Genomic DNA, 26642 nt, shown 5'->3' on the forward strand with positions numbered 1-26642 from the left:
CTCTAGGAATTATGTTTCAACTCTACTAAGTAGAATATAAGTTATTCACCTTTATGTAAAAGTCTAATCTATTGCAACAGTTTACGTTTTTAATTATATTAATCTATATTTTTGCACTTAAAATCATAAAATAAACAACACAACAATCATCAAAATAATAACGAGTATATCGGCTAGTATAGTATTAACGTCTTTCTCTAAAATATCTGGTATTGCGCCAATACACAAACCTAGAATAAAAGTAAAAGAAAAAATATTGAAAAATAGATGTAGGATTGACCATCCAAACACCAAATTCAATAACCAAGTCAAAATTAATAAAAGTACTGAAAAACCTAATATACTCTTAGATATTGCTTGATATTTTTTATACTTTTTCTCTCTCTTTAAAAACATTCAAAGCCTCCTAAAATTATTATTCCTGCTTTTTATTCCTCTTATATATTTTATATATTAAATAAACAAACACAACCATTAGCGTTAATAAATCAAAAGAATGTTTTAGTGCATCTTTCCAAGATTGATTTATCCATAAATAACGTATTAAAAATAAAATTATCGATTGAATAACTGCTATTAAAAACACATTGATAATGGGACCATCTTTTACTAAATTATATATAATAAGGACAATGCAAATAATAGTTACAATCAGCATTATGATATGAGCCACTATTTAGTACTCCTTAATCAAATTATTAATTTATAAATAAATGTTTCATCTGTATTTTATCAAAAATAGATTAATACATTCGACATCCTACTATCTATTTCTAATAATAGATCAGCAATCATATATTTAGACCTTCGCAATAAAACAAAAAGCTAGAAACCGTTTCATATCAACGTTTCTAGCTTTATATCTAATAATTATTTATATTCTGGAACTACGACTCGCCAACCATGCGTATCTTCTAATTTACCACTTTGGATGCCAGTATATGTGTCGTATAATTTTTTAGTAATTTCTCCTGGCTCGTTATTGTTAATAACGATTTCTCTATCTTCATACTTTAATGTACCGACTGGAGAAATAACTGCTGCTGTACCTGAACCGAATACTTCAGTCAATTCACCTTTGTCGTAAGCTTCGAATAATTCCTCGATTGACACTTTACGTTCTTCAACCTCATAGCCTAACTCTTTAGCTAATTCAATGATTGATTTACGTGTAATACCTGGTAAGATACTTCCATTTAAAGCAGGTGTAACTAATTTACCATTTTCAACGAAGAAGATGTTCATACTACCAACTTCTTCAACATATTTTTGTTCTACACCGTCTAACCATAATACTTGATCATAGCCTAAATTATTAGCATTTGTTTGTGCTAATAAACTTGCTGCATAGTTACCTGCTACTTTAGCGAACCCTACACCACCACGTACGGCACGAACATATTCATCTTCAACGTAAATTTTAGTTGTTTTTAAAGTGTCTCCGCCATAATATGCTCCTGATGGAGATAAAATGATTAATAATTTGTATTGATGAGATGCTCTTACTCCTAAAATGCCCTCAGTCGCAAATACAAATGGACGGATATATAATGATTGTCCTTCTCCCTCAGGTACCCAATCACGTTCAACGTCTACTAATTGTTTTAAACCTTCTAGTAATAATTCCTCATCTACTTTAGGCATCTCTAAACGTGCTAATGAATCATTAATACGTTTGAAGTTTTGATCTGGTCTAAATAATACAACTTCTCCTTCATGTTTATATGCTTTTAAACCTTCAAATACCGCTTGTCCATAGTGAAGACCTTGTGCAGCTGGTGAAACTTCGAATGGTGCGTAAGGAATAATTTTTAAATCATGCCAACCTTTATCTACATCATAATCAAAACTTAACATATAATCTGTAAAGTATTGACCGAATCCTAAATTACCTTCTGGTTTTTCTTTAAGCGAGTCGCGTTGTTCAAATTTAACTTTTTCTGACATGATGAAAGCCTCCTAAATAAATCTTAGTTAGTGATAGTATATTAAATTATAGCAATCTCGTAATGTTGATTCAATGAATTTTCTAAAAATTCAAACTAAATACTAATTGTAAACCCTTTCTTTAAAAATAACATACTTTAGCAAATTTTTAATGACCATTACTAACTAATTTTGGATAAAAAAAGAAAACCTCAAACATTTCGTCTGAGGTTCTGTGTTATATGACTTGTATGACAGTCACACTTTATTTATTTTGTTCTTTTTCTTCAATTGCTTTTAACATTAATTCAGTCATACCAGCTAAATCGTATTTAGGGTTAAAGCCCCACTCTTTACGAGAATAGCTTGTATCAATATTATCTGGCCAGCTATCAGCAATTGCTTGACGTACTGGATCTACTTCATAATCCAATGCGAAGCCAGGATAATGTTTTTGGATTTCAGCTTTAATTTGTTCAGGTTCAAAACTCATAGCACTTAAGTTATAGCCATTACGTGTTACAAGTTTGTCGCTATCTGCTTCCATTAATTTAATAATTGCATCAATTGCATCATCCATATACATCATATCCATGTATGTGTCTTTAGCAATGTAGCTTGTGTAACGACCTTTTCTAACCGCTTCAAAATAAATTTCAACAGCATAATCAGTAGTACCGCCACCTGGTTCTTTAACATGAGAGATAAGTCCTGGGAATCTCACACTACGCGTATCGACACCAAATTTTGTGAAATAGTATTGGCATAATAACTCACCAGCAACTTTGTTCACACCATACATTGTAGTAGGTTGTTGAATTGTATTTTGTGGTGTATCTTTCTTAGGCGTTGAATCACCAAATGCACCAATTGAACTTGGTGTGAAGAAATGTAATTCATACGTTCTAGCTGTTTCTAATGCGTTCATTAGACCGCCCATATTTAAATCCCATGCTAATAAAGGATTTTTCTCAGCAGTCGCTGATAATAATGCAGCCATATGCATTAACGTATCTGCTTTGAAGTTCTCAACGATTGCCATCATAGCTTCACGATTTGTAACATCTAATACTTCAAACGGACCATTGTTAACTGGTGAATCTTCTTCTGGCTCTCTAATATCCGTAGCTAATACATTGTCATTTCCGTAAATTTCTCTACATTTTAATACCAACTCAGTACCAATTTGACCAAGTGCTCCTGTAATAACGATTCTTTCCATAAATAAAAAACTCCCTTTGTGTGTTTACCACGAATGATTGTCCTTTTAGGGTGTACATAATCCCTATTTACATGCTTATTATAATATAAAAGCGCTTTCTTGTATACTCACAAAGTACATTCTTTTAAATTCACTTTATTTTTGAAAAGTCAGAGATACATACTCTTCACAACGTTATATTTATTAATTGTTTTTAAAATTATTGTAAATAATTTAATGAGTAAGCTTAAGACTTTGCGACTTATGCTAATATGAGAATGTAAATTTCATCTAATAAAGGAGGCAAATATGAAGCGATATCTTATTCCACTTTTAGTTTTATGTTTTATCGTATTTGGTATTACCACTGGTACCTCTTATGCAGCTGAATCACAGGCAACACAATCTACTAACATAACTGCTACCGAAGAAGCATCACAAACAGCTTCAAAAGAAGCATCATCAGCCAACATTGAATCTACTAATAAACCTTTATCTCTTGAGTCAAGCAACGTTTCACATAATGAACAAGCCACACCTTCGTCTGAAACAACTACACATCTTAATGTTGAAACGTCTACAACACAAAACACTACTTCAGAGAAGCATAATAATTCATCTCAAGGTTCTGCCTTTTCACAAGAAAAAGCTACACTTGAACCTACTACAAACGAAAATAATACATCTTCACAAGAAAAAGCTAAACCTGAACCTGCTTCAAATGAAAATAATACATCGCAATCCCATGATACGAAGGTAAAACCTTCTCCTTCGACGTCGGATCAAAGCAAGTCTATGCAAGTAGAAACTACAAAAGAATCTACTTCCACTAAAGTTAAACAAACACCTCAAGAACCAACTCAACAACAGCAAAAGAGTAATGTTCCAGAATCACAACAATCTACACCTGCTTCAAAGCAAGTGTTTAAAAAAAGCAATACTACATCAGAACAAGCAGCACCGAAATCTCAACATGTGACTGTCAACAAAAGAATGGCAGCAACTTCTGACAACACAAATGAACATACAATTTTACATACAAATGATATTCATGGCCGATTTGTAGAGGATGATGGAAGAGTCATCGGTATGGCTAAAGTAAAAGGTCTTAAAGACAAATATAATCCGGATTTAATGGTGGATTCAGGAGATGCTTTTCAAGGTTTACCTGTTTCTAACAATTCAAAGGGAGAAGAAATGGCCAAAGCTATGAATAGCGTTGGCTATGATGCAATGACTGTCGGAAACCATGAATTTGACTTTGGTTATGATCAATTACTTAAATTGCAGAAACAATTAAACTTCCCTATTGTTTCTTCTAATATCTACAAAAATGGTAAACGTGTATTTGATCCTTCAACTACAGTAACTAAAAACAATGTCCGTTATGGTATTGTAGGTGTCACGACACCTGAAACAAAAACTAAAACGTCGCCTACTGCTGTTGAAGGTGTTGAATTTAAAGACCCATTAACTAGTGTCAAACAAGCCATGAATGAGATTAAAAACAATGTCGATGTATTCGTTATCTTATCGCACTTAGGTGTAGATAAATCGACGCAAAAAACTTGGCGTGGAGATTATTTAATTGATCAACTTACGAAAGACGGTTCATTTAAACAACCTATCTTCGTATTAGATGGTCACTCACATACCGTGATTGATAACGGTGAACATTATGGTACTAATAATGTACTCGCTCAAACTGGTACTGCACTAGCAAATGTAGGACGTGTGGATTTTACTTTTCAAAATCAAAAAGCGTCTGATATCAATGCATCGTTAATCAATGTAGCGGACGCCAAAGATATCACACCTGACCCACAAATTGATGCACAAACTAAAAAGGCAAATGACGACTTCTTAAAAGAAACATCAACAGTTGTTATACCTAATAATACAGTGACGTTAAATGGTGAACGTGCTCAAGCGCGCACGCAAGAAACAAACTTAGGTAACCTTATTACGGATGCTATGGAAGCATATGCCTCAAAGAACTTCTCACATCAACCTGATTTCGCAATCACTAACGGTGGTGGTATTCGAGCTTCAATTGAAAAAGGTGAGGTTACTGAAAATGACATCATAACAGTGTTACCATTCGGTAATTTAATTTCTCAAATTCAAGTGAAAGGTTCAGATGTTGAAAAAGCATTTGAACACAGTTTAAGTGCTGATACTGAAACTCAAGATGGTAAGAAAGTCTTAGGTGCAAATGGAGGATTCTTACAAGTATCTGACTCACTCAGAGTATATTATGATATCAATAAAGCATCTGGCCAACGCATTAATGCAATCAAGGTACTGAATAAAGAGAATGGAGAATATGAAGATCTAAATCCTAACCGTACTTACTATGTAACTACTAATGACTTCACAGCTAATCAAGGAGATGGCTATGATATGTTTGGTGGACAACGTGAGGAGGGCATTTCTCTAGATGCAGTTGTCGCTCAATATATTAAGAATACAGATTTAAATCAATACAATACCGAAGAACCTGTACGTATCATTAATGGTCTACCAGAAAGTAATGAACAACCAGACACTAGTAAAGAAGATAATGATAATAATCATTCAACTAATGGACATGATGGTCAACAACAAACACCAGATTCAAACAATGATGACAAAGACAATACTGGTCATATTAATGATAATGATGACAAAATTAAAGACGATAATGAAGCTGATTCTTCTAATAAAGATAATGTCATTGAATTCCCTAATAAAGACCATCAAAAAGATAATGACAACGTAATTGAAATCCCAGCTAACAATAATCAAACTCATAATAGCACTAATGATAATATTGTCATTCCAAGCACTACCGACAAGATGCATACTAACAACATAAAAGGAAATGCAATCGAACATCACCCTACTTCAAACTTAGTGAGTATTTCTAATAACAACAAAGGAACACGAGACCAATTGACTGGTAATGCAAGTCATTCACAACATTGTAAAGATGTCATTAAATTCCCAGTTCAAATAAATCCTAAAGATAATTTTTATAATGAGACACTAATAACTACTAATAGTAATGCTTCTAAAAATTCAAATCTTATGTTTACACAACAACATGGCGCAATCACATCATTACCAAATGCAGGTTTGAAAGATGGTAGTTTAGAACATGGTATCGCTATTATATTAGTAGTAGCAGGAACAGGATTAATTTACATCCGAACTCGTAAAAAATCAGCATAATTACAAATTTAAAACCGTGTAGATGACAATTAACAATATGTCATTTACACGGTTTATTCATAATTTTTAAAAAGTGTAGGTACTCACAGTAAGTTATTTAATGTGAATACTTTAATTTTTAGTGGCCCGGCAGCCTATTTATTTAAAATTACATACTTACACTTGCAATTTCCTTACAATATTAAAACTACTTCAGCATTATACTTCTTTATTTGCTACTGCTTTTTTATAGAAATAATTAGCAACAACGATATCTACAATTGCTAACCCTACTGATTTAAACAGCGTTACTTCCTTATCATCTTCACGTCCTGAAACTTTACCAGCTACGATATCCCCTAATTCTCCATGTAATGAATCTTTCGTTATAATGCCTTCTTCTTGAGGTACCTTTAAATCGCCAGTTTCTTCCATCGCAGCTTCTACTGACTCAACAACAATTTTATTAGCTACTAACATAGACTCTGATGGTAATTCCTGCATATTTGGTTTAAATGAACCTACTGCGTTTAAATGAACGCCGGGGTGTAATGAATGTGAATATACCGGATGATTAGAATTTGTCGCAGTTACAACAACGTCAGCCTCTTCCATCGCATCATCCGCTTCTTCAAAGACTTTCGTCGATACATTATAATTATTAGCTACTTCTTGAGCTAAACGTTCTGCATTTTCCTTAGTACGACTCGAAAAGTGAATTGTATCGATATGTCTAACTGCCATTACTGCAGCAATTAGTCCTTGTGCTTGATCACCAGAACCAATAACACATAGTGTTTTAGCATCTTCTCGTGCTAAGTATTTAGTTGCTACCCCAGAGATAGCACCTGTACGAATCTTAGTTAAATAACTGCCATCTAATACAGCTAATGTTTCACCAGTTTCATAATCACTTAATAACACTGATCCTGTAATTGTCTTTTTGCCTTTTTTAGGATTATCTGGCGCAAATGTAACTGTTTTAATACCAACCACTTTAAGATCATCAGATAATGCTGGCATAACTAAATATCTATTTCCTTCATTAAATGGTAAGACATACCTTAACGGTGTGTCTGTCTTCCCTTCTGAAAATGCCTTTAATGAATTCGCAACTTCATCAATGACTTCTTTCATGTCTAATAATGATTGCTGGTCTTGTTCATTCAAAACTAACATGTCTGATACCTCCACTTTATATTTAATATCTATTTATCTTTTACCCGTCAAAACACCAAATTGTCATTGTTAAATGGCATTATCAATACAATTATTTCAAAAACATGTTTGTGTTAAGTTAATTTGATTAAAGTATTAATTTAGTATTGTGCTTATATGTTAATGGTGCTATCTTATTACTATAAATAAAAGTCTTGCACAGAAGTGTAGCCTTGAGATTTCATGCTTATTATGAAACTATTTATAAACTTTTGACGCCTAGAGTGGCACGACGAAATCGTTGTGCCACTCTAATTTGCTTTATTCATTAATCTTTTAAATTCTTTAGCTAGATTTCACTCTTAAATGTACTAAAAATTTTAATGTGTTTGATTTAAGTGTCTTTTCAGTTGAGTTAGCTTCTGCAAATGTACTATGAATGATTAAAATATTATATTTGGCTCATCCTCTTTTTCACATTTCAATCCACGAAACCCTCATCATAATAAGTAGCCTTATTATTTAAAAACGCATTCAAACTATGATGATAATAGATTAACTTTTCATCAGCTTCTGGAATCGAGAACCAACCTAATGTCGAAATTTCATCTTTCATTTGTATGTCTGTTGTATAATCTTGAACCTGTGCTTTGAACATGATAAAAAGTGTATGAACATTCATCTGTGTCGATTTACCCTCATTAACACTTACTATGTCGTTAACTTCAACGAATAATCCTGTTTCTTCTCTAACTTCACGCTTTAGCGCTTCAACTAAAGTTTCACCGTATTCAACTTTGCCACCTGGTAATGACCATCCGCCACCATCTGTATTATGAACTAATAACACGTTTCCCTCTTCATTTTGTATCAATGCATATACTACTTTTAAATCCTTCATTCATCTAACCTTCAATCATTAGGAATTTCAAACCGACTGACCAAATTTCCATTCTTTTTAACGTAAGATTCAATTTCATAACCACCACTATGTTTGATCACTTTTTGAGAGGCAACGTTTTTGGGATTTGTAGTCATTAACACTTTATCTACGCCTATTTCTTTTAGAAAAGCTTTAGCCTCTTGCAGCATCAACGAAGCAATACCTTGTCCTCTACGTGACTTACACACTCCGTAACCTACATGACCACCTATGTTTACTAAGCGTTGATTCAAGTAATGACGAATATCGACTGCACCAACAATCATCTCATCCTCGAAGCAAAATAATGTTGTCGTCGGTACCCAGTCTTCATCAACTTCAGTACTGTTTAGACGGTCTACCATACTCTCAAATGATTCATACCTTGACATGTCAGTGTTTGAAGGCACTATTGGTTCACCATTCACATACCATTCTTGGAGGTACTTCGTTAAAGCATCTTTATCTGCATAACTCAATTGTCTTAAACGTAACACGAGTATCCCTCCTTCTGCACTATAAGCTAATATTGTTTTAGTTTGTCACTTCATATTTTACAATTATTCGTTATAAAACAATTTTACCAAAATACTAATCTGTTCCTCACTTAAAAACAAAGCATAAATTTCAAAAACAGCTTTTTGTAACAATAAAAAGACTGGGACAATGAATATCATCCCAGCCTAAAAATTCTATCTTCTATTTTAAATTATTTAATAGTGCCTAATTCTTTACCAACTTTTTCATAAGCAGCAATTGCTTTATCTAACATTTCTTTTGTATGTGCTGCTGTAGGCATGTTTCTTACACGACCTGTACCACGAGGTACTGTTGGGAATACGATAGATTTTACATATACGCCTTCATCTTTAAGACGTTTACTAAATTCTTGAGTTTCTTTTTCATCACCAATAATAACTGGTGTAATTGGTGTTTCTGATTCACCAGTATTGAATCCGAGTTTTTCTAAACCATCTTTTAAATATTTAGCGTTATCCCATAATTGATCGTGTAATTCAGTAGAAGCCATTAATTTTTTCACAGCTTCTGTAATTGCTTTTGTATCTCCAGGTGCTAAAGAAGTTGAGAATAAGAATGGACGTGATTGAGCTTTTAACCAATCAATTAATTCTTTAGTTCCTGCTACGTAACCGCCAACTACACCGATAGCTTTAGAAAGTGTACCGATTTGGAAGTCAATTTTATCTTGTAAGCCAAAATGTTTAACCGTACCTGCACCTTTACCCATAACGCCTGAACCATGTGCATCATCAACATAAGTAATTAAACCGAATTCTTCAGCAATTTCAACGATTTCTGGTAATTTAGCAACGTCTCCATCCATACTGAATACACCATCAGTAATGTACATTACTTTATTATATTGACCAGATTCTACAGCTTCTTTTGCTTTAGCTCTTAAGTCATCCATATCTGAGTGGTTAACACGGATGATTTTAGCTTTAGATAGACGACAACCATCAATAATTGAAGCATGGTTTAATTCATCTGAAAGAATCGCATCGTTTTTGTTCATTACTGCTGAAATAGCTGCCATGTTACAGTTGAAACCTGATTGATAAGCGATAGCTGCTTCAGTACCTTTGAATTTAGCTAAAGTCTCTTCTAATTCATCGTGTAGGTCTAATGTACCGTTGATTGAACGTACAGCACCAGCACCAACACCGTGTGAATCGATAGCATGTTTAGCTGCAGATTTTAAATCTTCATTTGTCGCCAGTCCTAAGTAGTTGTTTGATGATAAGTTAATATATTGTTTCCCATTGATTGTGATTTCTGGACCATTAGCACCTTCAATAGAATCGATTTCGTTATATAATCCATTATCTTTTAAATATTGAATATTTTCTTCTAAGAAATTGTGTAGTGATTGAACCATATTCATATCCCCTTTGTATTTTTTATATCAACATAATCATAACTGATTTTCCTTCAACATGAAAGCACTATCATTCCAGTAAATTCAATATATTGCATATTCTTTACGTCATGTACAACTGTTCATACAACATGTATTTTTTACTTCATTTTTCAAAAAATAAATAATTAAACTATTGAGTTGTATTAGAATTTGATATACTAAAATTCATAATAATTAGGAAGAAGTGGTTAATGTGTTAGATTGGTTTCAATTAGCCAGTAATAAGGAAAATAGAATGATACAGATGCGCCGATATATGCATCAATATCCTGAACCTTCTTTCGAGGAAACTTGGACGCATAATTATATTCTAAATCAGCTCAGTCATCTTGATTGCGAGATCGAATCACCTATTGGCCGTAATGGCATTAAAGCAACGTTTAAAGGAAAAGAAAATGGCCCTACTGTGGCATTTCGCGCTGACTTTGATGCTTTGCCGGTACAAGAACTTAACGATGTACCTTATAAATCTAAAAATGATGGCTTTATGCATGCGTGTGGTCATGACGGACATACAGCTATTTTATTGGGTGTCGCTGAAATTGTACATGAACATCGCCATTTATTAAAAGGAAACGTGGTTTTTATCTTCCAATATGGTGAGGAAATTATGCCTGGTGGTTCTCAAGAAATGATTGATGATGGTTGCTTAAATGGTGTAGACAAAATTTATGGTACACATCTATGGAGTGGTTACCGTACTGGAACAATATATTCAAGACCTGGTGCTATTATGGCATCACCAGATGAATTCTCAGTTACAATCAAAGGTAAAGGTGGTCATGGTGCTAAACCACATGAAACCATTGATCCTATCGTTATTATGGCTGAGTTTATCCTAAGTGCGCAAAAGATCATATCTAGAACAATTGATCCTGTAAAAGAAGCAGTGCTCACATTCGGAATGATTCAAGCGGGATCATCGGATAGTGTTATTCCTGATAGTGCTTTTTGTAAAGGTACTGTGAGAACATTTGACACTGAACTTCAAACTCATATACACAATAAAATGGATAAGTTATTACAAGGACTTGCGTTAGCAAACGACATAACTTATGACTTGGAATACATTCGTGGTTATTTACCTGTACATAATCATGTAAATGCATTTGAAGTTGTTAAACAAGCAGCGAATGATTTACATTTACGTTTTAATGAATCTGAATTAATGATGATTGGTGAGGATTTCTCTCACTATTTAAAAGTACGTCCAGGTGCGTTTTTCTTAACTGGATGTGGTAATCCAGACAAAGGTATAACAGCGCCACATCATAATCCTCACTTTGATATAGATGAGTCTGCATTTAAATATGCGGCTAGTGAGTTTTTAAAGATTTTAGAAATTGAACAAGTATTTTAAAATTGAATAAATTTATTTAGATTTTGTATGTCTATGATTACTCTTACATTGAGTTGGTCATAGGCATTTTTTATTATTATTAAGATGAGATTGAAAAAGCATAATCTGAAAACTAGAAATAAGATTAAAATGTAAATATGACATTTACAAAAATAAAAAAAGACTCCCAATAGGGAGTCTCATTTAGAAATAAGGAATAATTAAAATTATTCGATGATTTCAGTTACAACGCCTGATCCTACAGTACGTCCACCTTCACGGATTGAGAAACGAGTACCGTCTTCAATCGCGATAGGAGCGATTAATTCTACTGTCATTTCAACGTTGTCACCAGGCATAACCATTTCTGTACCTTCTGGTAAGTTAACAACACCAGTTACGTCAGTAGTACGGAAATAGAATTGTGGACGATAGTTTGTGAAGAATGGAGTGTGACGTCCACCTTCGTCTTTAGATAAAACGTATACGTCTGCTTTAAATTTTGTGTGAGGTGTGATTGAACCTGGAGCAGCTAATACTTGACCACGTTGTACGTCTTCACGAGCAACACCACGTAATAATGCACCAATGTTGTCACCAGCTTCAGCGTAGTCTAATAATTTACGGAACATTTCTACACCAGTAACAGTTGTTTTAGAAGTGTCATGGATACCAATGATTTCAACTTCTTCACCAACTTTGATTTGACCACGTTCAACACGGCCTGTAGCAACAGTACCACGACCAGTGATTGAGAATACGTCCTCAACTGGCATCATGAATGGTTTGTCAGAATCACGTTCTGGAGTTGGAATGTAATCATCAACTGCTTGCATTAATTCTAAGATTTTTTCTTCGTATTGAGCATCGCCTTCTAAAGCTTTTAATGCTGAACCAGCGATTACAGGTACATCGTCACCTGGGAAGTCGTATTCAGATAATAAGTCACGTACTTCCATTTCAACTAATTCTAATAATTCTTCATCGTCAACCATGTCAACTTTATTTAAGAATACTACTAATGCTGGTACACCAACGTTACGTGATAAAAGAATGTGTTCACGAGTTTGTGGCATTGGACCGTCAGCAGCAGATACTACTAAGATACCGCCGTCCATTTGAGCAGCACCAGTAATCATGTTTTTAACATAGTCAGCGTGTCCTGGGCAGTCAACGTGAGCATAGTGACGTTTGTCAGTTTGATACTCGATGTGTGCAGTATTGATTGTGATACCACGTTCTTTTTCTTCTGGAGCGTTGTCAATCATGTCATATGATTGTGCTACAGTGTCACCATTTTTAGCTAATACAGTTGCGATAGCAGCTGTTAAAGTAGTTTTACCATGGTCAACGTGACCGATAGTACCAATATTGGCATGTTCTTTTGAGCGATCAAATTTTTCTTTTGCCATTATTAAATCTCTCCTATTCTAGTAAAAGTTATTTCAATATTATCTCTCATGATAGTTTCTCACCATCATGAGACATAATGATTGTTAGAATTCATAATTCATTTATAATGCATTTTCAGTAAAAAATCAATTCATAAAGATGTTCGCTTAATTAATAAGCTTACGCTGTATTTTACCTAGAAATTCTAGCTAAAACAAGTTTAATTATTCACCTTTATTTTTTTTGATGATATCATCAGCAATTGATTTTGGAACTTCTGCATAGTGATCGAAGTACATAGTGTAAGTACCGCGACCTTGAGTGTTAGAACGTAATGAAGTTGCGTAACCGAACATTTCTGAAAGTGGTACATAAGCGTTAACAACTTGTGCATTACCACGAGGTTCCATACCATCAACACGTCCACGACGAGCTGTTACGTCACCCATGATATCACCCATGTATTCTTCAGGCATTTCGATTGTTACTTTCATCATTGGTTCTAAGATAACTGGATCACATTTTTTAGCAGCTTCTTTAAGTGCTAATGATGCAGCAATTTTGAAGGCCATTTCAGATGAATCGACATCATGGTATGAACCATCAAATAATTTTGCTTTAACATCGATTAATGGATAACCAGCTAATACACCGTTTTCCATAGCATCTTTAAGACCAGCTTCAACTGATGGAATGTATTCACGAGGAACTACACCACCAACGATAGAGTTTTCGAATTCGAAACCTGCGCCAGTTTCGTTTGGTGTGAATTCAATGTGAACATCACCGTATTGACCACGACCACCAGATTGACGAGAGAATTTACCTTGAACTTGTGCAGATTGCTTGAACGTTTCACGATATGAAACCATTGGGGCACCTACATTACATTCAACGTTGAATTCTTTCTTCATACGGTCAACTAAGATGTCTAAGTGTAACTCACCCATACCACCGATGATAACTTGTCCAGTTTCTTCATCTGTGTGTGCATGGAAAGTAGGGTCTTCTTCTTGTAATTTAACTAAAGCTTGAGTCATTTTATCTTGGTCAGCTTTAGATTTTGGTTCTACTGATAAGTGGATAACTGGTTCAGGGAATTCCATTGATTCTAAGATAATGTCATTCTTTTCACCACATAATGTGTCGCCAGTACCTGTATCTTTAAGACCAACTGCAGCAGCGATATCGCCTGAGTAAACAGTGTCGATTTCTTGACGTGAGTTAGCGTGCATTTGTAATAAACGACCTACACGTTCACGTTTGTCTTTAGTTGAGTTTTTAATGTAAGAACCTGATGTTAAAGTACCTGAATATACACGGAAGAAAGTTAATTTACCAACATAAGGGTCAGTCATAACTTTGAATGCTAATGCAGCGAATTCAGCTGAATCGTCTGGTTTAGCAATTACTTCTTCTTCAGGATTTTCAGCACGATGGCCTACGATTGGTTTAACATCTAAAGGTGATGGTAAGTAGTCAATTACTGCGTTCAGCATTAATTGAACACCTTTGTTTTTGAATGCTGTACCGCAAAGTACTGGGTAGAATTCTACGTCAGTAGTTGCTTGACGAATAGCATTTTTTAATTCTGCTACTGAAATTTCTTCATCACCAAGATATTTTTCCATTAATTCATCGTTAGTTTCTGCAACTGCTTCGATTAAATTAGAACGAGCTTCTTCTGCTCTTTCTTTGTGATCTTCAGGGATTTCAATTTCGTCAATTTCAGTACCTAAGTCATTAGTATATTTGAAGCATTTCATTTCTACTAAGTCAATGATAGCTTCAAATTCGTCTTCGGCACCAATTGGTAATTGGATAGGTGCAGCGTTAGCATCTAAACGATCATGTAATGTACTTACAGAATAGTCGAAGTTAGCGCCTAATTTATCCATTTTGTTTACGAATACGATACGAGGTACACCGTAAGTTGTAGCTTGACGCCAAACCGTTTCAGTTTGAGGTTCTACACCTGATTGAGCATCAAGTACAGTAACTGCACCATCAAGTACACGTAAAGAACGTTCAACCTCAACAGTGAAGTCTACGTGTCCTGGAGTATCGATAATGTTTACACGGTGGCCATCCCATTGAGCTGTTGTAGCAGCTGATGTGATTGTAATACCACGGTCTTGTTCTTGTTCCATCCAGTCCATTTGTGAAGCACCTTCGTGTGTTTCACCAATTTTGTGGATACGACCTGTATAGTAAAGAATACGTTCAGTCGTAGTTGTTTTACCAGCATCAATGTGAGCCATGATACCGATGTTACGAGTGTTTTTCAAAGAAAAGTCTCTAGCCATTGTTTTTCTCCTTCCAGTAATTACTGAATAAGTACTATTGAATATGGCGATGCCCTAAGCATGAGCCATCTTATTTGGTAAACCAATGTGACGGAACACACTCAGGGTTAAAGCTTTAATCTTACCAGCGGTAGTGAGCGAATGCTTTGTTCGCTTCAGCCATTTTGTGAGTGTCCTCACGTTTCTTAACGGCACCACCTGTATTATTAGCAGCATCTAAGATTTCGTTAGCTAAACGATCTTCCATAGTTTTTTCACCACGAAGACGAGCGTAGTTAACTAACCAACGTAATCCTAGAGTAGTACGACGTTCTGGGCGAACCTCAACTGGTACTTGGTAGTTTGAACCACCCACACGACGAGCTTTTACTTCTAATACTGGCATAATGTTGTTAATTGCTTCTTCAAATACTTCTAAAGCATCACGACCACTGCGTTGTTCTACAAGGTCAAATGCTGAATAAAGAATTCTTTGTGCTGTTCCGCGTTTACCATCTAACATGATTTTGTTGATCAATTTTGTAACTAATTTAGAGTTATGAATTGGATCTGGTAATACGTCTCTTTTAGGTACTGATCCTTTACGAGGCATAATTAAAATCCTCCCTTCCTATTATAGTATATTATTAAAAATTGAAATTAAAATTTACACAATCTTAAACTTAATTTTTAGGTTTTTTAGTTCCGTATAATGAACGGCCTTGTCTACGTCCGTCAACACCTGAAGTATCAAGTGCACCACGTACGATGTGGTAACGCACACCAGGTAAGTCTTTTACACGTCCACCACGTACAAGTACTACACTGTGTTCTTGTAAGTTATGGCCGATACCAGGGATGTATGCGTTGATTTCAATATTGTTTGATAAACGCACACGTGCATATTTACGTAACGCTGAGTTAGGTTTTTTAGGTGTCATAGTACCTACACGAGTACAAACACCACGTTTTTGAGGTGAATTTAAGTTAGTAAATTGTTTCTTTTTACTATTAAAACCTCTGTTTAAAGCTGGTGAATCTGATTTTTTAGATTTGCTTTGTCTAGGTTTACGTACTAATTGGTTAATAGTTGGCATTGAAATGTCCTCCTCTCTTCACTTTTTAATTCCACACATCCAGGTGGTTCATTTTTAGGTTAAATAAAATTTAGTAAGCAATACACTTACTAATTCTCATTCAATAACGCAACAATAGTCGCATTAACGTTAATACCTACATAACTACCTAAAGCATGCTTGCTTTGAAAATAAGTAATAGGTATATTTTTATGATTGATTAAACTAAATACGCGAGCTAACAAATGTACCTCAACGTCTTGAGCAATAATCAAAGATGCAACTTGATCTCTATTTAACGCTTTAAGCGTTTCTTTAAGACCAACTACATAGTGTTGTTTGTTAAAGCGTGCAACTTTTTCATTAGACATTAAAATATCCTCCAAAGTTCTGCTTGCATCAACCTTTACAATAATAACACTTAAATCAGCATTAAGTCAACATATTTTGCAGACTTTTTACTAATAATAAAAAATAAAGAACGAGAGCGAGACTATCATCTCAAAAGATTGATAAGTCCCGTCTCGTCAATATTGAAATAAATATGAATTCAGTTTTATTTCATTAATTATTCAATGATTTCTGCTTCTTCAGTTTCTGTAACTGGTGTTTCAGCTTTATCATATTTAACGTCACTATAACGTCTCATACCAGTACCAGCTGGAATTAACTTACCAATAATAACGTTTTCTTTAAGTCCAAGTAAGTCGTCGCGTTTACCTTTAATTGCTGCATCTGTAAGTACACGAGTTGTTTCTTGGAATGATGCTGCTGATAAGAAGCTTTCAGTTTCAAGAGACGCTTTTGTAATACCAAGCAATACTGGTTTAGCAGTTGCTGGACGTTTACGTTCTTTAAACGCTTCTCTGTTTGCATCTGTAAAGCTATGAATGTCAACCAATGAACCAGGTAATAACTTAGTATCACCAGCTTCGATGATTCTAACTTTACGTAACATTTGTCTTACCATTACTTCAACGTGTTTATCATCAATTTCTACACCTTGCATACGATAAACTTTTTGAACTTCTTTAAGTAAGTAACTTTCAGTCGCATTTAAACCAGCAACAGCTAGGAAGTTCTTAGGTTCGATTGAACCTTCAGTTAATACTTCACCACGTTCAACTGATTGACCGACTTCTACTTTTAATCTAGAAGTACCTGAAGCTAAGTAAGATCTTGTTTCATTAGCACCTTTAACAACAATTTCTTGTTGGCGATCTTTTGCTAATTTAATATCTTCAACGACACCTTCGATTTCAGTAATCACAGCTTGACCTTTTGGATTACGTGCTTCGAAGATCTCTTGAATACGTGGAAGACCTTGAGTGATATCGCTTCCTGCTACACCACCTGTATGGAATGTACGCATTGTAAGTTGGGTACCAGGTTCACCGATTGATTGAGCAGCGATTGTACCAACTGCTTCACCCACTTCAACTTTTTCACCAGTAGCAAGGTTTTTACCGTAACATTTTTCACAAACACCGTGACGTGTGTTACATGTAAATGCTGAGCGGATGTACATTTGTTCAATACCGGCATCAGTGATTTTCTTAGCGATTTCAGCAGTGATTAATTCGTCTGGACGGATGATGATTTCATCAGTTTCAGGATGACGAATTGTTTCTTTAGAATAACGTCCTTCAATACGTTCGATGAATGGTTCGATCATTTCTGTACCTTCTTTGATATCAGAAACTAGTAAGCCGCGGTCTGTGCCACAGTCTTCTTCACGAACAATAACGTCTTGAGCAACGTCAACAAGACGACGAGTAAGGTAACCAGAGTCAGCTGTTTTAAGGGCTGTATCGGCAAGACCTTTACGCGCACCGTGTGTAGAGATGAAGTATTCTAACACTGTTAAACCTTCACGGAATGAAGATGTGATTGGTAACTCAATAATTTTACCTGATGGTGCGGCCATTAAACCACGCATACCAGCTAATTGTGTAAAGTTAGATGCGTTACCACGTGCACCAGAATCACTCATCATGAAGATTGGGTTTGTTTTCTCAAGAGATTGCATTAATTCGCCTTGAATTTGATCTTTGGCATCTGTCCAAATTTCAACAACGGCATTATAACGTTCATCTTCAGTAATTAAACCACGATTAAATTGTTTAGATACACGTTCTACTAATTTTTCGTGCTCATCTAAAATGTCTTGTTTATCTGGAAGTACAACAATATCTGCTACACCAACAGTGATACCAGCTTTAGATGAGAATTTGAAACCTAAATCTTTCATACGGTCAAGCATCATAGATGTATCAGTGATACTGAATCTATTGAAGACTTCGGCAATAATATTACCTAAGAATTTTTTATTGAATGGTTCAATAAGTTCTTGTTCTTCAAAGTATGCTTTAAGTCCACCTTCACCCAATTGAGTTGAATCAATAAAGTATTTGTCAGGTGTTTTACCTTCAAGATTTGTTTGACTAGGTTCATTGATGAATGCGAATGAATCAGGAATGATTTCATTGAAAATCACTTTACCTACTGAAGTAGCTAAAATTTTGTTGTTTTGAGCTTCTGTGAATGTAGGGTTGTTAAATGATTTCGCATGTACACCAATACGAGTGTGTAAATGAACATAGCCATTTGCATAAGCTTTAAGCACTTCGTTTGTATCATTAAAGATAGTACCAGTGTTCATTGCATCTTTACGTTCTAATGTTAGGTAATAGTTACCTAATACCATATCTTGTGATGGTGTTACGACAGGTTTACCGTCTTTAGGGTTCAAGATGTTTTGAGCAGCTAACATTAACATACGTGCTTCAGCTTGTGCTTCTTTAGATAAAGGAACGTGAACGGCCATTTGGTCACCGTCAAAGTCCGCGTTGTAAGCTGTTGTTACAAGTGGGTGTAGACGGATAGCACGACCTTCAACTAATGTAGGTTCGAATGCTTGGATACCTAATCTGTGAAGAGTAGGTGCACGGTTAAGTAATACAGGGTGTTCTCTGATTACATCTTCCAATACGTCCCATACTTCATCGTCCATACGCTCAATTTTACTTTTAGCATTTTTGATGTTAGTAGCAATTTCACGTTGAACTAATTCCTTCATTACGAATGGCTTGAACAATTCAAGCGCCATTTCTTTAGGTAATCCACATTGATACATTTTTAAGCTTGGACCAACAGCGATAACTGAACGACCTGAATAGTCAACACGTTTACCAAGTAAGTTTTGACGGAAACGACCTTGTTTACCTTTCAACATATGTGAAAGTGATTTCAATGGTCTGTTACCTGGACCAGTAACTGGACGACCACGACGACCGTTATCGATTAATGCATCAACTGCTTCTTGCAACATACGTTTTTCGTTTTGAACGATGATGCCAGGAGCACCTAAGTCTAATAAACGTTTTAAACGATTATTACGGTTAATCACACGACGGTATAAATCATTTAAATCACTTGTTGCGAAACGTCCACCATCTAACTGAACCATTGGACGGATTTCAGGTGGAATAATTGGAAGTACGTCTAAAATCATCCACGCTGGATTATTACCAGAGTTTCTGAATGATTCAACAACTTCTAAACGTTTAATCGCACGTGTCAATCTTTGACCAGTTGCAGATTCTAATTCGTCACGCAATGATTTTAATTCTTCGTCTAAGTTAATTTCTTCTAATAGGTCTTTAATACCTTCAGCACCCATTTTAGCTACAAATTGACCTGGGTATTTATCGTAATATTCTCTGAATTCAGCTTCAGATAATAATGATTTTTTCTCTAAGCCTGTTGGACCTGGATCTACTACAACATATGAAGCGAAATAAATAACTTCTTCTAATGCTCTAGGAGACATGTCTAATAAAAGACCCATACGACTTGGAATACCTTTGAAATACCAAATATGTGAAACTGGAGCAGCTAATTCAATGTGTCCCATTCTTTCACGACGTACTTTAGATTTAGTTACTTCTACACCACATCTGTCACAGACCATGCCTTTGTAGCGTACACGTTTGTACTTACCACAACTACATTCCCAGTCTTTTGTAGGTCCAAAAATTCTTTCACAGAAAAGACCATCTTTTTCTGGTTTCAATGTACGATAGTTGATTGTTTCTGGTTTTTTTACTTCACCGTATGACCATGAACGGATTTTTTCAGGTGAGGCTAAACCGATTTTCATATAATGGAAATTATTTACATCAATCAAGGAGCCTACCTCCTTCAATTTAGATTAGCTGTGCTATTTGATTGATTTACATCTGTTGAAACTAAAACAAGTCATATGATTGTAGGGAAGAAATCAGCAAGATTAGCTTATTTTAAGTTTAAATCGAACTGAGTTTCTAATCCCTTACTTTTTATAAGTTCAAATTCTAATTAGTCAGTAGTTTCTTTTTGAGTTTCAGGAACATCTTTTTGTTGTAAATCTACTTTGCGCTCAGTTGCATCTTCATCATCAACATCAGCCATTTCGATTTCATTATCTTGTTCATCCATAACTTTGACATCTAAACCTAAACTTTGTAGTTCTTTCATCAATACGCGGAATGATTCTGGAACACTTGGTCTAGAGATGTTTTCACCTTTAACGATAGCTTCGTAAGTTTTAACACGTCCTACTGTATCGTCAGATTTGTAAGTTAAGATTTCTTGTAATGTGTAAGCAGCACCGTATGCTTCTAGTGCCCATACCTCCATCTCACCGAAACGTTGTCCACCGAATTGTGCTTTACCACCAAGCGGTTGTTGTGTAACTAGTGAGTATGGACCAGTTGAACGAGCGTGTAATTTATCGTCAACCATGTGTGCAAGTTTAAGCATGTACATAACACCAACAGAAATACGATTATCGAATGGTTCACCAGTTCTACCATCGTATAAGACTGTTTTACCGTCACGAGCCATACCTGCTTCTTCGATTGTTGACCATACATCATCATCGTTCGCACCATCGAATACTGGAGATGCAACATGGATGCCTAAGTTTTTAGCAGCCATACCTAAGTGTAATTCTAATACTTGTCCGATGTTCATACGAGATGGTACACCAAGTGGGTTTAACATGATATCAATTGGACGTCCATCTGGTAAGTAAGGCATATCTTCTTCAGGCACAATCTTAGAGATAACCCCTTTGTTACCATGACGACCACACATTTTGTCCCCAACATGGATTTTACGTTTTTGTACGATGTATACACGTACTAATTGGTTAACGCCTGGAGATAAAGTATCATCGCCTTCTTCACGGTTAAATACTTTAACATCTAGAACGATGCCACCAGCTCCGTGAGGTACACGTAATGATGTATCACGTACTTCACGTGCTTTTTCACCGAAGATAGCGTGTAATAATCTTTCTTCAGCTGTTAATTCAGTCACACCTTTAGGCGTTACTTTACCTACTAAGATGTCACCGTCTTTAACTTCAGCACCAACGTAGACAATACCACGATCATCTAAGTTTTTAAGTGCATTTTCTGAAACATTTGGAATATCACGAGTGATTTCTTCAGGTCCTAGTTTAGTATCACGAGCTTCTGATTCATACTCTTCAATATGAATTGAAGTATAAACGTCATCTTTAACTAGACGTTCACTCATAATAACAGCATCCTCATAGTTGTAACCGTCCCAAGTCATGAAACCAACGACAACGTTACGACCTAATGCCATTTCACCTAATTCCATTGATGGTCCGTCAGCTAAAATTTCATTATACTCAACGACATCGCCAACTGAAACAATTGGACGTTGGTTGTAACAAGTACCAGTGTTTGAACGTTTGAATTTAGCTAATGGATAACGATCTAATTCACCTTCATGTTCAGTACCGTTTTCTTCTACTAAACGACGAACTAAGATTTCTTTAGATTCAACATGTTCAACGCGACCTCTATATTTAGCTGTAATTGCAGCGCCTGAGTCACGTGCAGCAACATGTTCCATACCTGTACCAACAAATGGTGCTTCTGTGTTCATCAATGGTACTGCTTGACGTTGCATGTTTGCACCCATTAATGCACGGTTAGAGTCATCATTTTCAAGGAAAGGAATACATGCTGTCGCAGCTGAAACTACTTGTTTAGGAGATACGTCCATGTAGTCCATTTTCTCTTTAGCCATAACTGTGTTATTACCACGGAAACGACATACGACTTCATCATCTAAGAAACGACCATTTTCATCTAAGCGAGAGTTCGCTTGGGCAACTACATAGCTATCTTCTTCATCAGCAGTTAAGTAGTCGATTTGATCTGTAATAGAGTTAGTGTCTAAGTCTACTTTACGATATGGTGTTTCAATGAAACCAAATTCATTCACACGTGCATAACTTGATAATGAGTTAATCAAACCAATGTTTGGTCCCTCTGGAGTCTCGATCGGACACATACGACCATAGTGAGAGTAGTGAACGTCACGTACTTCCATTTGAGCACGTTCACGTGTTAAACCACCAGGTCCTAATGCAGAAAGACGACGTTTATGTGTTAACTCAGCTAATGGGTTAGCTTGGTCCATGAATTGTGATAATTGAGAGCTACCGAAGAACTCTTTAATTGACGCAATAACCGGACGGATATTAATTAATTGTTGTGGTGTGATAGAGTCTGTATCTTGAATTGACATTCTTTCACGTACAACACGTTCCATTCTTGATAAACCGATACGGAATTGGTTTTGTAATAATTCACCAACTGAACGTAAACGACGGTTTCCTAAGTGGTCAATATCGTCTGTGTAACCAATGCCATTTAACAAGTTAAAGAAATAACTCATTGAAGCAATGATATCTGCTGGTGTAATACATTTAACTTCTGAATCTGGTAACGCATTACCGATTACAGTAGTCGTACGACCTTCTTCATCATTTGGTACGTAAACTTTGATTGATTGAATCTCAACAGGTTCATCAATAACTGTACCTTCTAATTCAAACACTTCACTATTAGCATTTGTTTCTAAAACTTCCATAATTTCGTCTAATTTGCGACGGTCTAGAACTGTACCTTCTTCGGCAACAATTTCACCAGTTTCGCTATTAACGATTGGTTCTGCTAATCTTTGATTAAATAAGCGGTGTTTTAAGTGTAATTTTTTATTAGCTTTGTAACGACCAACACTTGCTAAATCATAACGTTTAGGGTCGAAAAAGCGTGAATAAAGTAAACTTTTCGCATTTTCAACTGTTGGTGGCTCACCAGGACGTAAACGTTCGTATATTTCTAATAATGCTTGCTCAGTATTTTCAGTGCCATCTTTTTCAAGCGTATTACGTAAATATTCACTGTCTCCTAATAAATCAATAATTTCTTGATCGTTTGAGAAGCCTAAAGCACGTAATAATACTGTTAATGGTAATTTACGTGTTCTATCAATACGTACATAAACTACATCTTTAGCATCTGTTTCATATTCTAACCATGCACCACGGTTAGGGATAATTGTCGCATCATAGTTTTCACGACCGTTTTTGTCAATTTTCTCATTGAAATAAACGGATGGTGAACGTACTAATTGAGACACGATTACACGTTCTGCACCATTGATTACGAATGTACCTGTATCTGTCATTAATGGGAAGTCACCCATAAATACTTCTTGTTCTTTAACTTCGCCAGTTTCTTTGATTATTAGACGTACTTTAACACGAAGAGGTGCAGCATAAGTAGCGTCACGGTTTTTTGATTCTTCTAAATCATATTTTGGTTCACCTAATCGATAATCTACAAATTCTAAAGAAAGGTTACCTGTGAAATCTTCAATTGGAGAAATATCATGGAACATTTCTAATAAACCTTCTTTTAGGAACCAGTCGTAAGATTTAGTTTGAATTTCTATTAAGTTTGGTAATTCTAATACTTCTGAAATTCTCGCATAATTTCTACGTTTACGATGTCTTCCATATTGGACAACTTGACCTGCCAAACAGATTCACCCCTCAAATATTGTGTGATGAACCAATACGCGTAAAAATCGTATAACAAGACAAAAAGAAAACGGCAACACAGTTGATGACACCATTTTCGATTCTACATTTATTCTTGTTTATCGTGCTCTTTTCGCGTAAAAGTACACACTTATTGAACATAAATTTTTACATTTTATAACTATATCAGAATACAACTTTGAAATCAACCTTTTCGGCTTTTCAATATATAGTATCCTTTATTCTTGTTAACAACTTCGACATTATTGAAAATTTCTTCCATTTTCTTTTTAGCAGAAGGCATACCTTGTTTCTTTTGAATCACAACGTACAACTCACCTTGTGAATTTAACTGTTGATATGCTTCTTCAAAAATACGATGAACAACTTCTTTGCCAGCTCTAATGGGAGGATTGGTTAGTACATAATCAAAATGACTATCCTTTAGTTGTGATAAACCATCACTTTCTTTGATAATGACGTTATCAATTTGATTTGCTTTTTTATTCTTTTCAGCAAGATTTAACGCACGCTTATTCACATCAACCATAGTAATTTGATGATGTGGTGAAACTTTTGCAATCATTAATCCTATCGGACCATACCCACATCCAACATCAGCAATCGTCTTACTTGGTCCAGGAGGATGCTCGTTTAAAAATGTTTGTACTAACGTATCTGATCCAAAATCTACTTGTGCTTTTGAGAACACACCTGCATCTGTAGTTAAATTTAATTGATGGGAATGATAATGATATTGAATGACTCTTTCATCACTTTGTACATCTGGATTTTCATCATAATAGTGTCCCATAACGTCACCTCTTTTTTCATTGTTCATCTTTATTTTACTAGAAAATGAAGTAAAAACCCCGTTATCGTGATAACGGGGTTTTAATTTCTCAAAGAATTCAGGTTAGTTCTGATAATGTATTATTAATACATTAAAAACACATAACCTTCGATATTAAGTTAAGATACTAGAATTATTTTAATTCTACAGTAGCTCCAACTTCTTCTAATTGTTCTTTAAGTTTTTCAGCTTCTTCTTTAGCAACGCCTTCTTTGATTACTTTAGGAGCGTTATCTACTAATTCTTTAGCATCTTTTAAGCCTAAACCAGTTGCTTCTTTAACTGCTTTAACAACTTTGATTTTTGAAGATCCAGCTGAAGTTAACTCAACGTCAAATTCAGTTTTTTCTGCTGCTGCGTCTCCGCCACCAGCTGCACCAGCTGCTGCTACAGGAGCTGCTGCTGTTACACCAAATTCTTCTTCAATTGCTTTTACTAAATCGTTTAATTCTAATACTGACATTTCTTTAATTGCTTCAATGATTTGTTCTTGATTAGCCATTTTATATTTCCTCCAATTATTTTAATTTTTTATGCGCAATTATTCAGCGCTTTCTTCTTTTTGTTCTCCAACAGCTTTAACCGCATAAGCGAAGTTGCGTACTGGAGCTTGTAATACTGATAAAAGCATAGAAACAAGACCATCGTGTGAAGGTAATGAACCAACAGTTTTAACTTCTTCTGCTGAAATAACGCTACCTTCCATAACGCCTGTTTTGATTTCTAAAGCTTCGTGTTCTTTAGCAAATCCTGCGATAACTTTCGCTGGTGCTACTACATCTTCAGTTGAAGTTGCAACAGCTGTAGGACCTGTTAAGAATTCATCTAAGCCTTCGATACCTGCTTGTTCAGCTGCACGACGAACCATAGTGTTTTTGTAAACTTTGTACTCAACACCAGCTTCACGTAATTGTGAACGTAGTTCAGTTACTTCTGCAACTGTTAAGCCACGGTAGTCAACGATAACAGTTGAAACTGAATTTTTAAGTTGTTCAGCAATAACATCAACTTGTTGTTTTTTAGCTTCGATAATAGCAGACATTCAGACACCTCCATTTTTATTTTTGGTGCTTTTTAAATTTCTCAATAAAAAAAGCACTTTCTACCCACGGCAAAAAGCGCTTGAAAGATCATTTTTATGATCACACGTTCAAGTCAATTTTAGCCTCGGCAGGATAATTTTTAAGTTATACTATAACTCCTACTATCTTAGGTAAAATAATCACAATAAATAATATAACCTCATTATTGTAATATGTCAATCACTTTTCCAATTTTTTTACTTTAAAATGAAATAAAGTTATTACTTCTCTATCGACTACTTGTTTCTTCGCCATCACATATGAAGGCATAGACTTCAATATGCTCAGAATAAATAAATTCCATTTGTAGACTGCATCATGTTCACACAAAAGTTATTTCTGTATATAAATGGCTCTATAAT

Annotated in this window: 20 protein-coding genes and 1 other annotated feature; of the genes, 2 read left to right on the forward strand and 18 right to left on the reverse strand. The window is 35.2% G+C overall.

Annotated elements, in window-relative coordinates; genetic code table 11:
• Positions 1-123: 123 nt before the first annotated feature.
• From AC1RRU_RS11035 to AC1RRU_RS11050, 4 genes are all read right to left on the reverse strand, one after another.
• A complete protein-coding gene (locus AC1RRU_RS11035; protein WP_011276699.1) occupies positions 124-396 on the reverse strand; it encodes a hypothetical protein in 273 nt (90 codons plus the stop codon).
• Between the two features lie 19 nt (positions 397-415).
• On the reverse strand, positions 416-673 hold the full coding sequence (locus AC1RRU_RS11040; protein WP_033079554.1) for a hypothetical protein: 258 nt from the start codon (positions 671-673) through the stop codon (positions 416-418).
• A gap of 197 nt (positions 674-870) precedes the next feature.
• Positions 871-1947: a branched-chain amino acid aminotransferase gene (locus AC1RRU_RS11045; RefSeq protein WP_033079553.1), complete on the reverse strand. Its 1077-nt coding sequence runs from the start codon at positions 1945-1947 to the stop codon at positions 871-873.
• 244 nt (positions 1948-2191) lie between these two features.
• Entirely contained in the window at positions 2192-3148 is a 957-nt protein-coding gene (locus AC1RRU_RS11050) for an L-threonine 3-dehydrogenase (RefSeq protein WP_011276704.1), read from the reverse strand.
• 288 nt (positions 3149-3436) lie between these two features.
• Between AC1RRU_RS11050 and AC1RRU_RS11055 the strand changes: the two genes are divergently transcribed.
• Positions 3437-6340: a 5'-nucleotidase C-terminal domain-containing protein gene (locus AC1RRU_RS11055; RefSeq protein WP_053022141.1), complete on the forward strand. Its 2904-nt coding sequence runs from the start codon at positions 3437-3439 to the stop codon at positions 6338-6340.
• Positions 6341-6538: 198 nt separating this feature from the next.
• Here AC1RRU_RS11055 and AC1RRU_RS11060 read toward each other — a convergent pair whose 3' ends face one another.
• The 4 genes from AC1RRU_RS11060 to AC1RRU_RS11075 all read right to left on the reverse strand — a co-directional run bounded on the left by AC1RRU_RS11060 (position 6539) and on the right by AC1RRU_RS11075 (position 10299).
• Positions 6539-7498 (reverse strand): ornithine cyclodeaminase family protein, encoded by a 960-nt coding sequence (locus AC1RRU_RS11060; RefSeq protein ID WP_053020163.1) that lies wholly within the window; start codon positions 7496-7498, stop codon positions 6539-6541.
• 460 nt (positions 7499-7958) lie between these two features.
• Positions 7959-8378 carry an NUDIX hydrolase gene (locus AC1RRU_RS11065; protein WP_016931319.1) on the reverse strand — a complete coding sequence of 140 codons (420 nt, stop codon included), beginning with the start codon at positions 8376-8378 and terminating at the stop codon, positions 7959-7961.
• Positions 8379-8389: 11 nt separating this feature from the next.
• A complete protein-coding gene (locus AC1RRU_RS11070) occupies positions 8390-8896 on the reverse strand; it encodes a GNAT family N-acetyltransferase (RefSeq protein ID WP_011276710.1) in 507 nt (168 codons plus the stop codon).
• Positions 8897-9108: 212 nt separating this feature from the next.
• Positions 9109-10299 (reverse strand): glycine C-acetyltransferase, encoded by a 1191-nt coding sequence (locus AC1RRU_RS11075; RefSeq protein WP_033079549.1) that lies wholly within the window; start codon positions 10297-10299, stop codon positions 9109-9111.
• A 235-nt stretch (positions 10300-10534) separates the two neighbouring features.
• Here AC1RRU_RS11075 and AC1RRU_RS11080 point away from each other — a divergent pair, with 235 nt between their 5' ends.
• A complete protein-coding gene (locus tag AC1RRU_RS11080; protein ID WP_033079548.1) occupies positions 10535-11701 on the forward strand; it encodes a M20 family metallopeptidase in 1167 nt (388 codons plus the stop codon).
• A gap of 206 nt (positions 11702-11907) precedes the next feature.
• Here the strand turns inward: AC1RRU_RS11080 and tuf are convergent, their stop codons facing one another.
• From tuf to rplJ, 10 genes are all read right to left on the reverse strand, one after another.
• Positions 11908-13092 carry an elongation factor Tu gene (gene tuf, locus AC1RRU_RS11085; protein ID WP_011276713.1) on the reverse strand — a complete coding sequence of 395 codons (1185 nt, stop codon included), beginning with the start codon at positions 13090-13092 and terminating at the stop codon, positions 11908-11910.
• A gap of 204 nt (positions 13093-13296) precedes the next feature.
• Positions 13297-15378, reverse strand: a complete 2082-nt coding sequence (fusA, locus tag AC1RRU_RS11090; protein ID WP_011276714.1) for an elongation factor G — start codon at positions 15376-15378, stop codon at positions 13297-13299.
• A 121-nt stretch (positions 15379-15499) separates the two neighbouring features.
• Positions 15500-15970, reverse strand: coding sequence for a 30S ribosomal protein S7 (rpsG, locus tag AC1RRU_RS11095; RefSeq protein WP_001137495.1), 471 nt, complete (start codon positions 15968-15970; stop codon positions 15500-15502).
• A 70-nt stretch (positions 15971-16040) separates the two neighbouring features.
• A complete protein-coding gene (rpsL, locus tag AC1RRU_RS11100; RefSeq protein WP_016931318.1) occupies positions 16041-16454 on the reverse strand; it encodes a 30S ribosomal protein S12 in 414 nt (137 codons plus the stop codon).
• A gap of 89 nt (positions 16455-16543) precedes the next feature.
• Positions 16544-16804 carry a ribosomal L7Ae/L30e/S12e/Gadd45 family protein gene (locus AC1RRU_RS11105; RefSeq protein WP_011276716.1) on the reverse strand — a complete coding sequence of 87 codons (261 nt, stop codon included), beginning with the start codon at positions 16802-16804 and terminating at the stop codon, positions 16544-16546.
• A 197-nt stretch (positions 16805-17001) separates the two neighbouring features.
• The gene (gene rpoC, locus AC1RRU_RS11110) at positions 17002-20595 is read right to left on the reverse strand and encodes a DNA-directed RNA polymerase subunit beta' (RefSeq protein ID WP_161772885.1); all 3594 of its coding nucleotides are present in this window, start codon (positions 20593-20595) and stop codon (positions 17002-17004) included.
• Positions 20596-20792: 197 nt separating this feature from the next.
• Positions 20793-24344: a DNA-directed RNA polymerase subunit beta gene (gene rpoB / locus AC1RRU_RS11115; protein ID WP_070855415.1), complete on the reverse strand. Its 3552-nt coding sequence runs from the start codon at positions 24342-24344 to the stop codon at positions 20793-20795.
• 206 nt (positions 24345-24550) lie between these two features.
• Positions 24551-25159: a class I SAM-dependent methyltransferase gene (locus tag AC1RRU_RS11120; RefSeq protein ID WP_011276719.1), complete on the reverse strand. Its 609-nt coding sequence runs from the start codon at positions 25157-25159 to the stop codon at positions 24551-24553.
• 172 nt (positions 25160-25331) lie between these two features.
• Positions 25332-25700 carry a 50S ribosomal protein L7/L12 gene (gene rplL / locus AC1RRU_RS11125; protein WP_011276720.1) on the reverse strand — a complete coding sequence of 123 codons (369 nt, stop codon included), beginning with the start codon at positions 25698-25700 and terminating at the stop codon, positions 25332-25334.
• A gap of 39 nt (positions 25701-25739) precedes the next feature.
• The gene (gene rplJ / locus AC1RRU_RS11130) at positions 25740-26240 is read right to left on the reverse strand and encodes a 50S ribosomal protein L10 (protein WP_011276721.1); all 501 of its coding nucleotides are present in this window, start codon (positions 26238-26240) and stop codon (positions 25740-25742) included.
• Positions 26241-26278: 38 nt separating this feature from the next.
• Positions 26279-26430, reverse strand: a sequence feature (ribosomal protein L10 leader region).
• Positions 26431-26642 lie beyond the last annotated feature (212 nt).

The organism is Staphylococcus sp. GW821-FHT11H10, assembly GCF_058807855.1.

Coding starts and splice junctions, on each gene's coding strand:
- AC1RRU_RS11035 (WP_011276699.1), bottom strand. CDS start 396: ATGTTTTTAAAGAGAGAGAAAAAGTATAAAAAATATCAAGCAATATCT.
- AC1RRU_RS11045 (WP_033079553.1), bottom strand. CDS start 1,947: ATGTCAGAAAAAGTTAAATTTGAACAACGCGACTCGCTTAAAGAAAAA.
- AC1RRU_RS11050 (WP_011276704.1), bottom strand. CDS start 3,148: ATGGAAAGAATCGTTATTACAGGAGCACTTGGTCAAATTGGTACTGAG.
- AC1RRU_RS11055 (WP_053022141.1), top strand. CDS start 3,437: ATGAAGCGATATCTTATTCCACTTTTAGTTTTATGTTTTATCGTATTT.
- AC1RRU_RS11060 (WP_053020163.1), bottom strand. CDS start 7,498: ATGTTAGTTTTGAATGAACAAGACCAGCAATCATTATTAGACATGAAA.
- AC1RRU_RS11065 (WP_016931319.1), bottom strand. CDS start 8,378: ATGAAGGATTTAAAAGTAGTATATGCATTGATACAAAATGAAGAGGGA.
- AC1RRU_RS11075 (WP_033079549.1), bottom strand. CDS start 10,299: ATGGTTCAATCACTACACAATTTCTTAGAAGAAAATATTCAATATTTA.
- tuf (WP_011276713.1), bottom strand. CDS start 13,092: ATGGCAAAAGAAAAATTTGATCGCTCAAAAGAACATGCCAATATTGGT.
- fusA (WP_011276714.1), bottom strand. CDS start 15,378: ATGGCTAGAGACTTTTCTTTGAAAAACACTCGTAACATCGGTATCATG.
- rpsG (WP_001137495.1), bottom strand. CDS start 15,970: ATGCCTCGTAAAGGATCAGTACCTAAAAGAGACGTATTACCAGATCCA.
- rpsL (WP_016931318.1), bottom strand. CDS start 16,454: ATGCCAACTATTAACCAATTAGTACGTAAACCTAGACAAAGCAAATCT.
- AC1RRU_RS11105 (WP_011276716.1), bottom strand. CDS start 16,804: ATGTCTAATGAAAAAGTTGCACGCTTTAACAAACAACACTATGTAGTT.
- rpoC (WP_161772885.1), bottom strand. CDS start 20,595: ATGAAAATCGGTTTAGCCTCACCTGAAAAAATCCGTTCATGGTCATAC.
- AC1RRU_RS11120 (WP_011276719.1), bottom strand. CDS start 25,159: ATGGGACACTATTATGATGAAAATCCAGATGTACAAAGTGATGAAAGA.
- rplL (WP_011276720.1), bottom strand. CDS start 25,700: ATGGCTAATCAAGAACAAATCATTGAAGCAATTAAAGAAATGTCAGTA.
- rplJ (WP_011276721.1), bottom strand. CDS start 26,240: ATGTCTGCTATTATCGAAGCTAAAAAACAACAAGTTGATGTTATTGCT.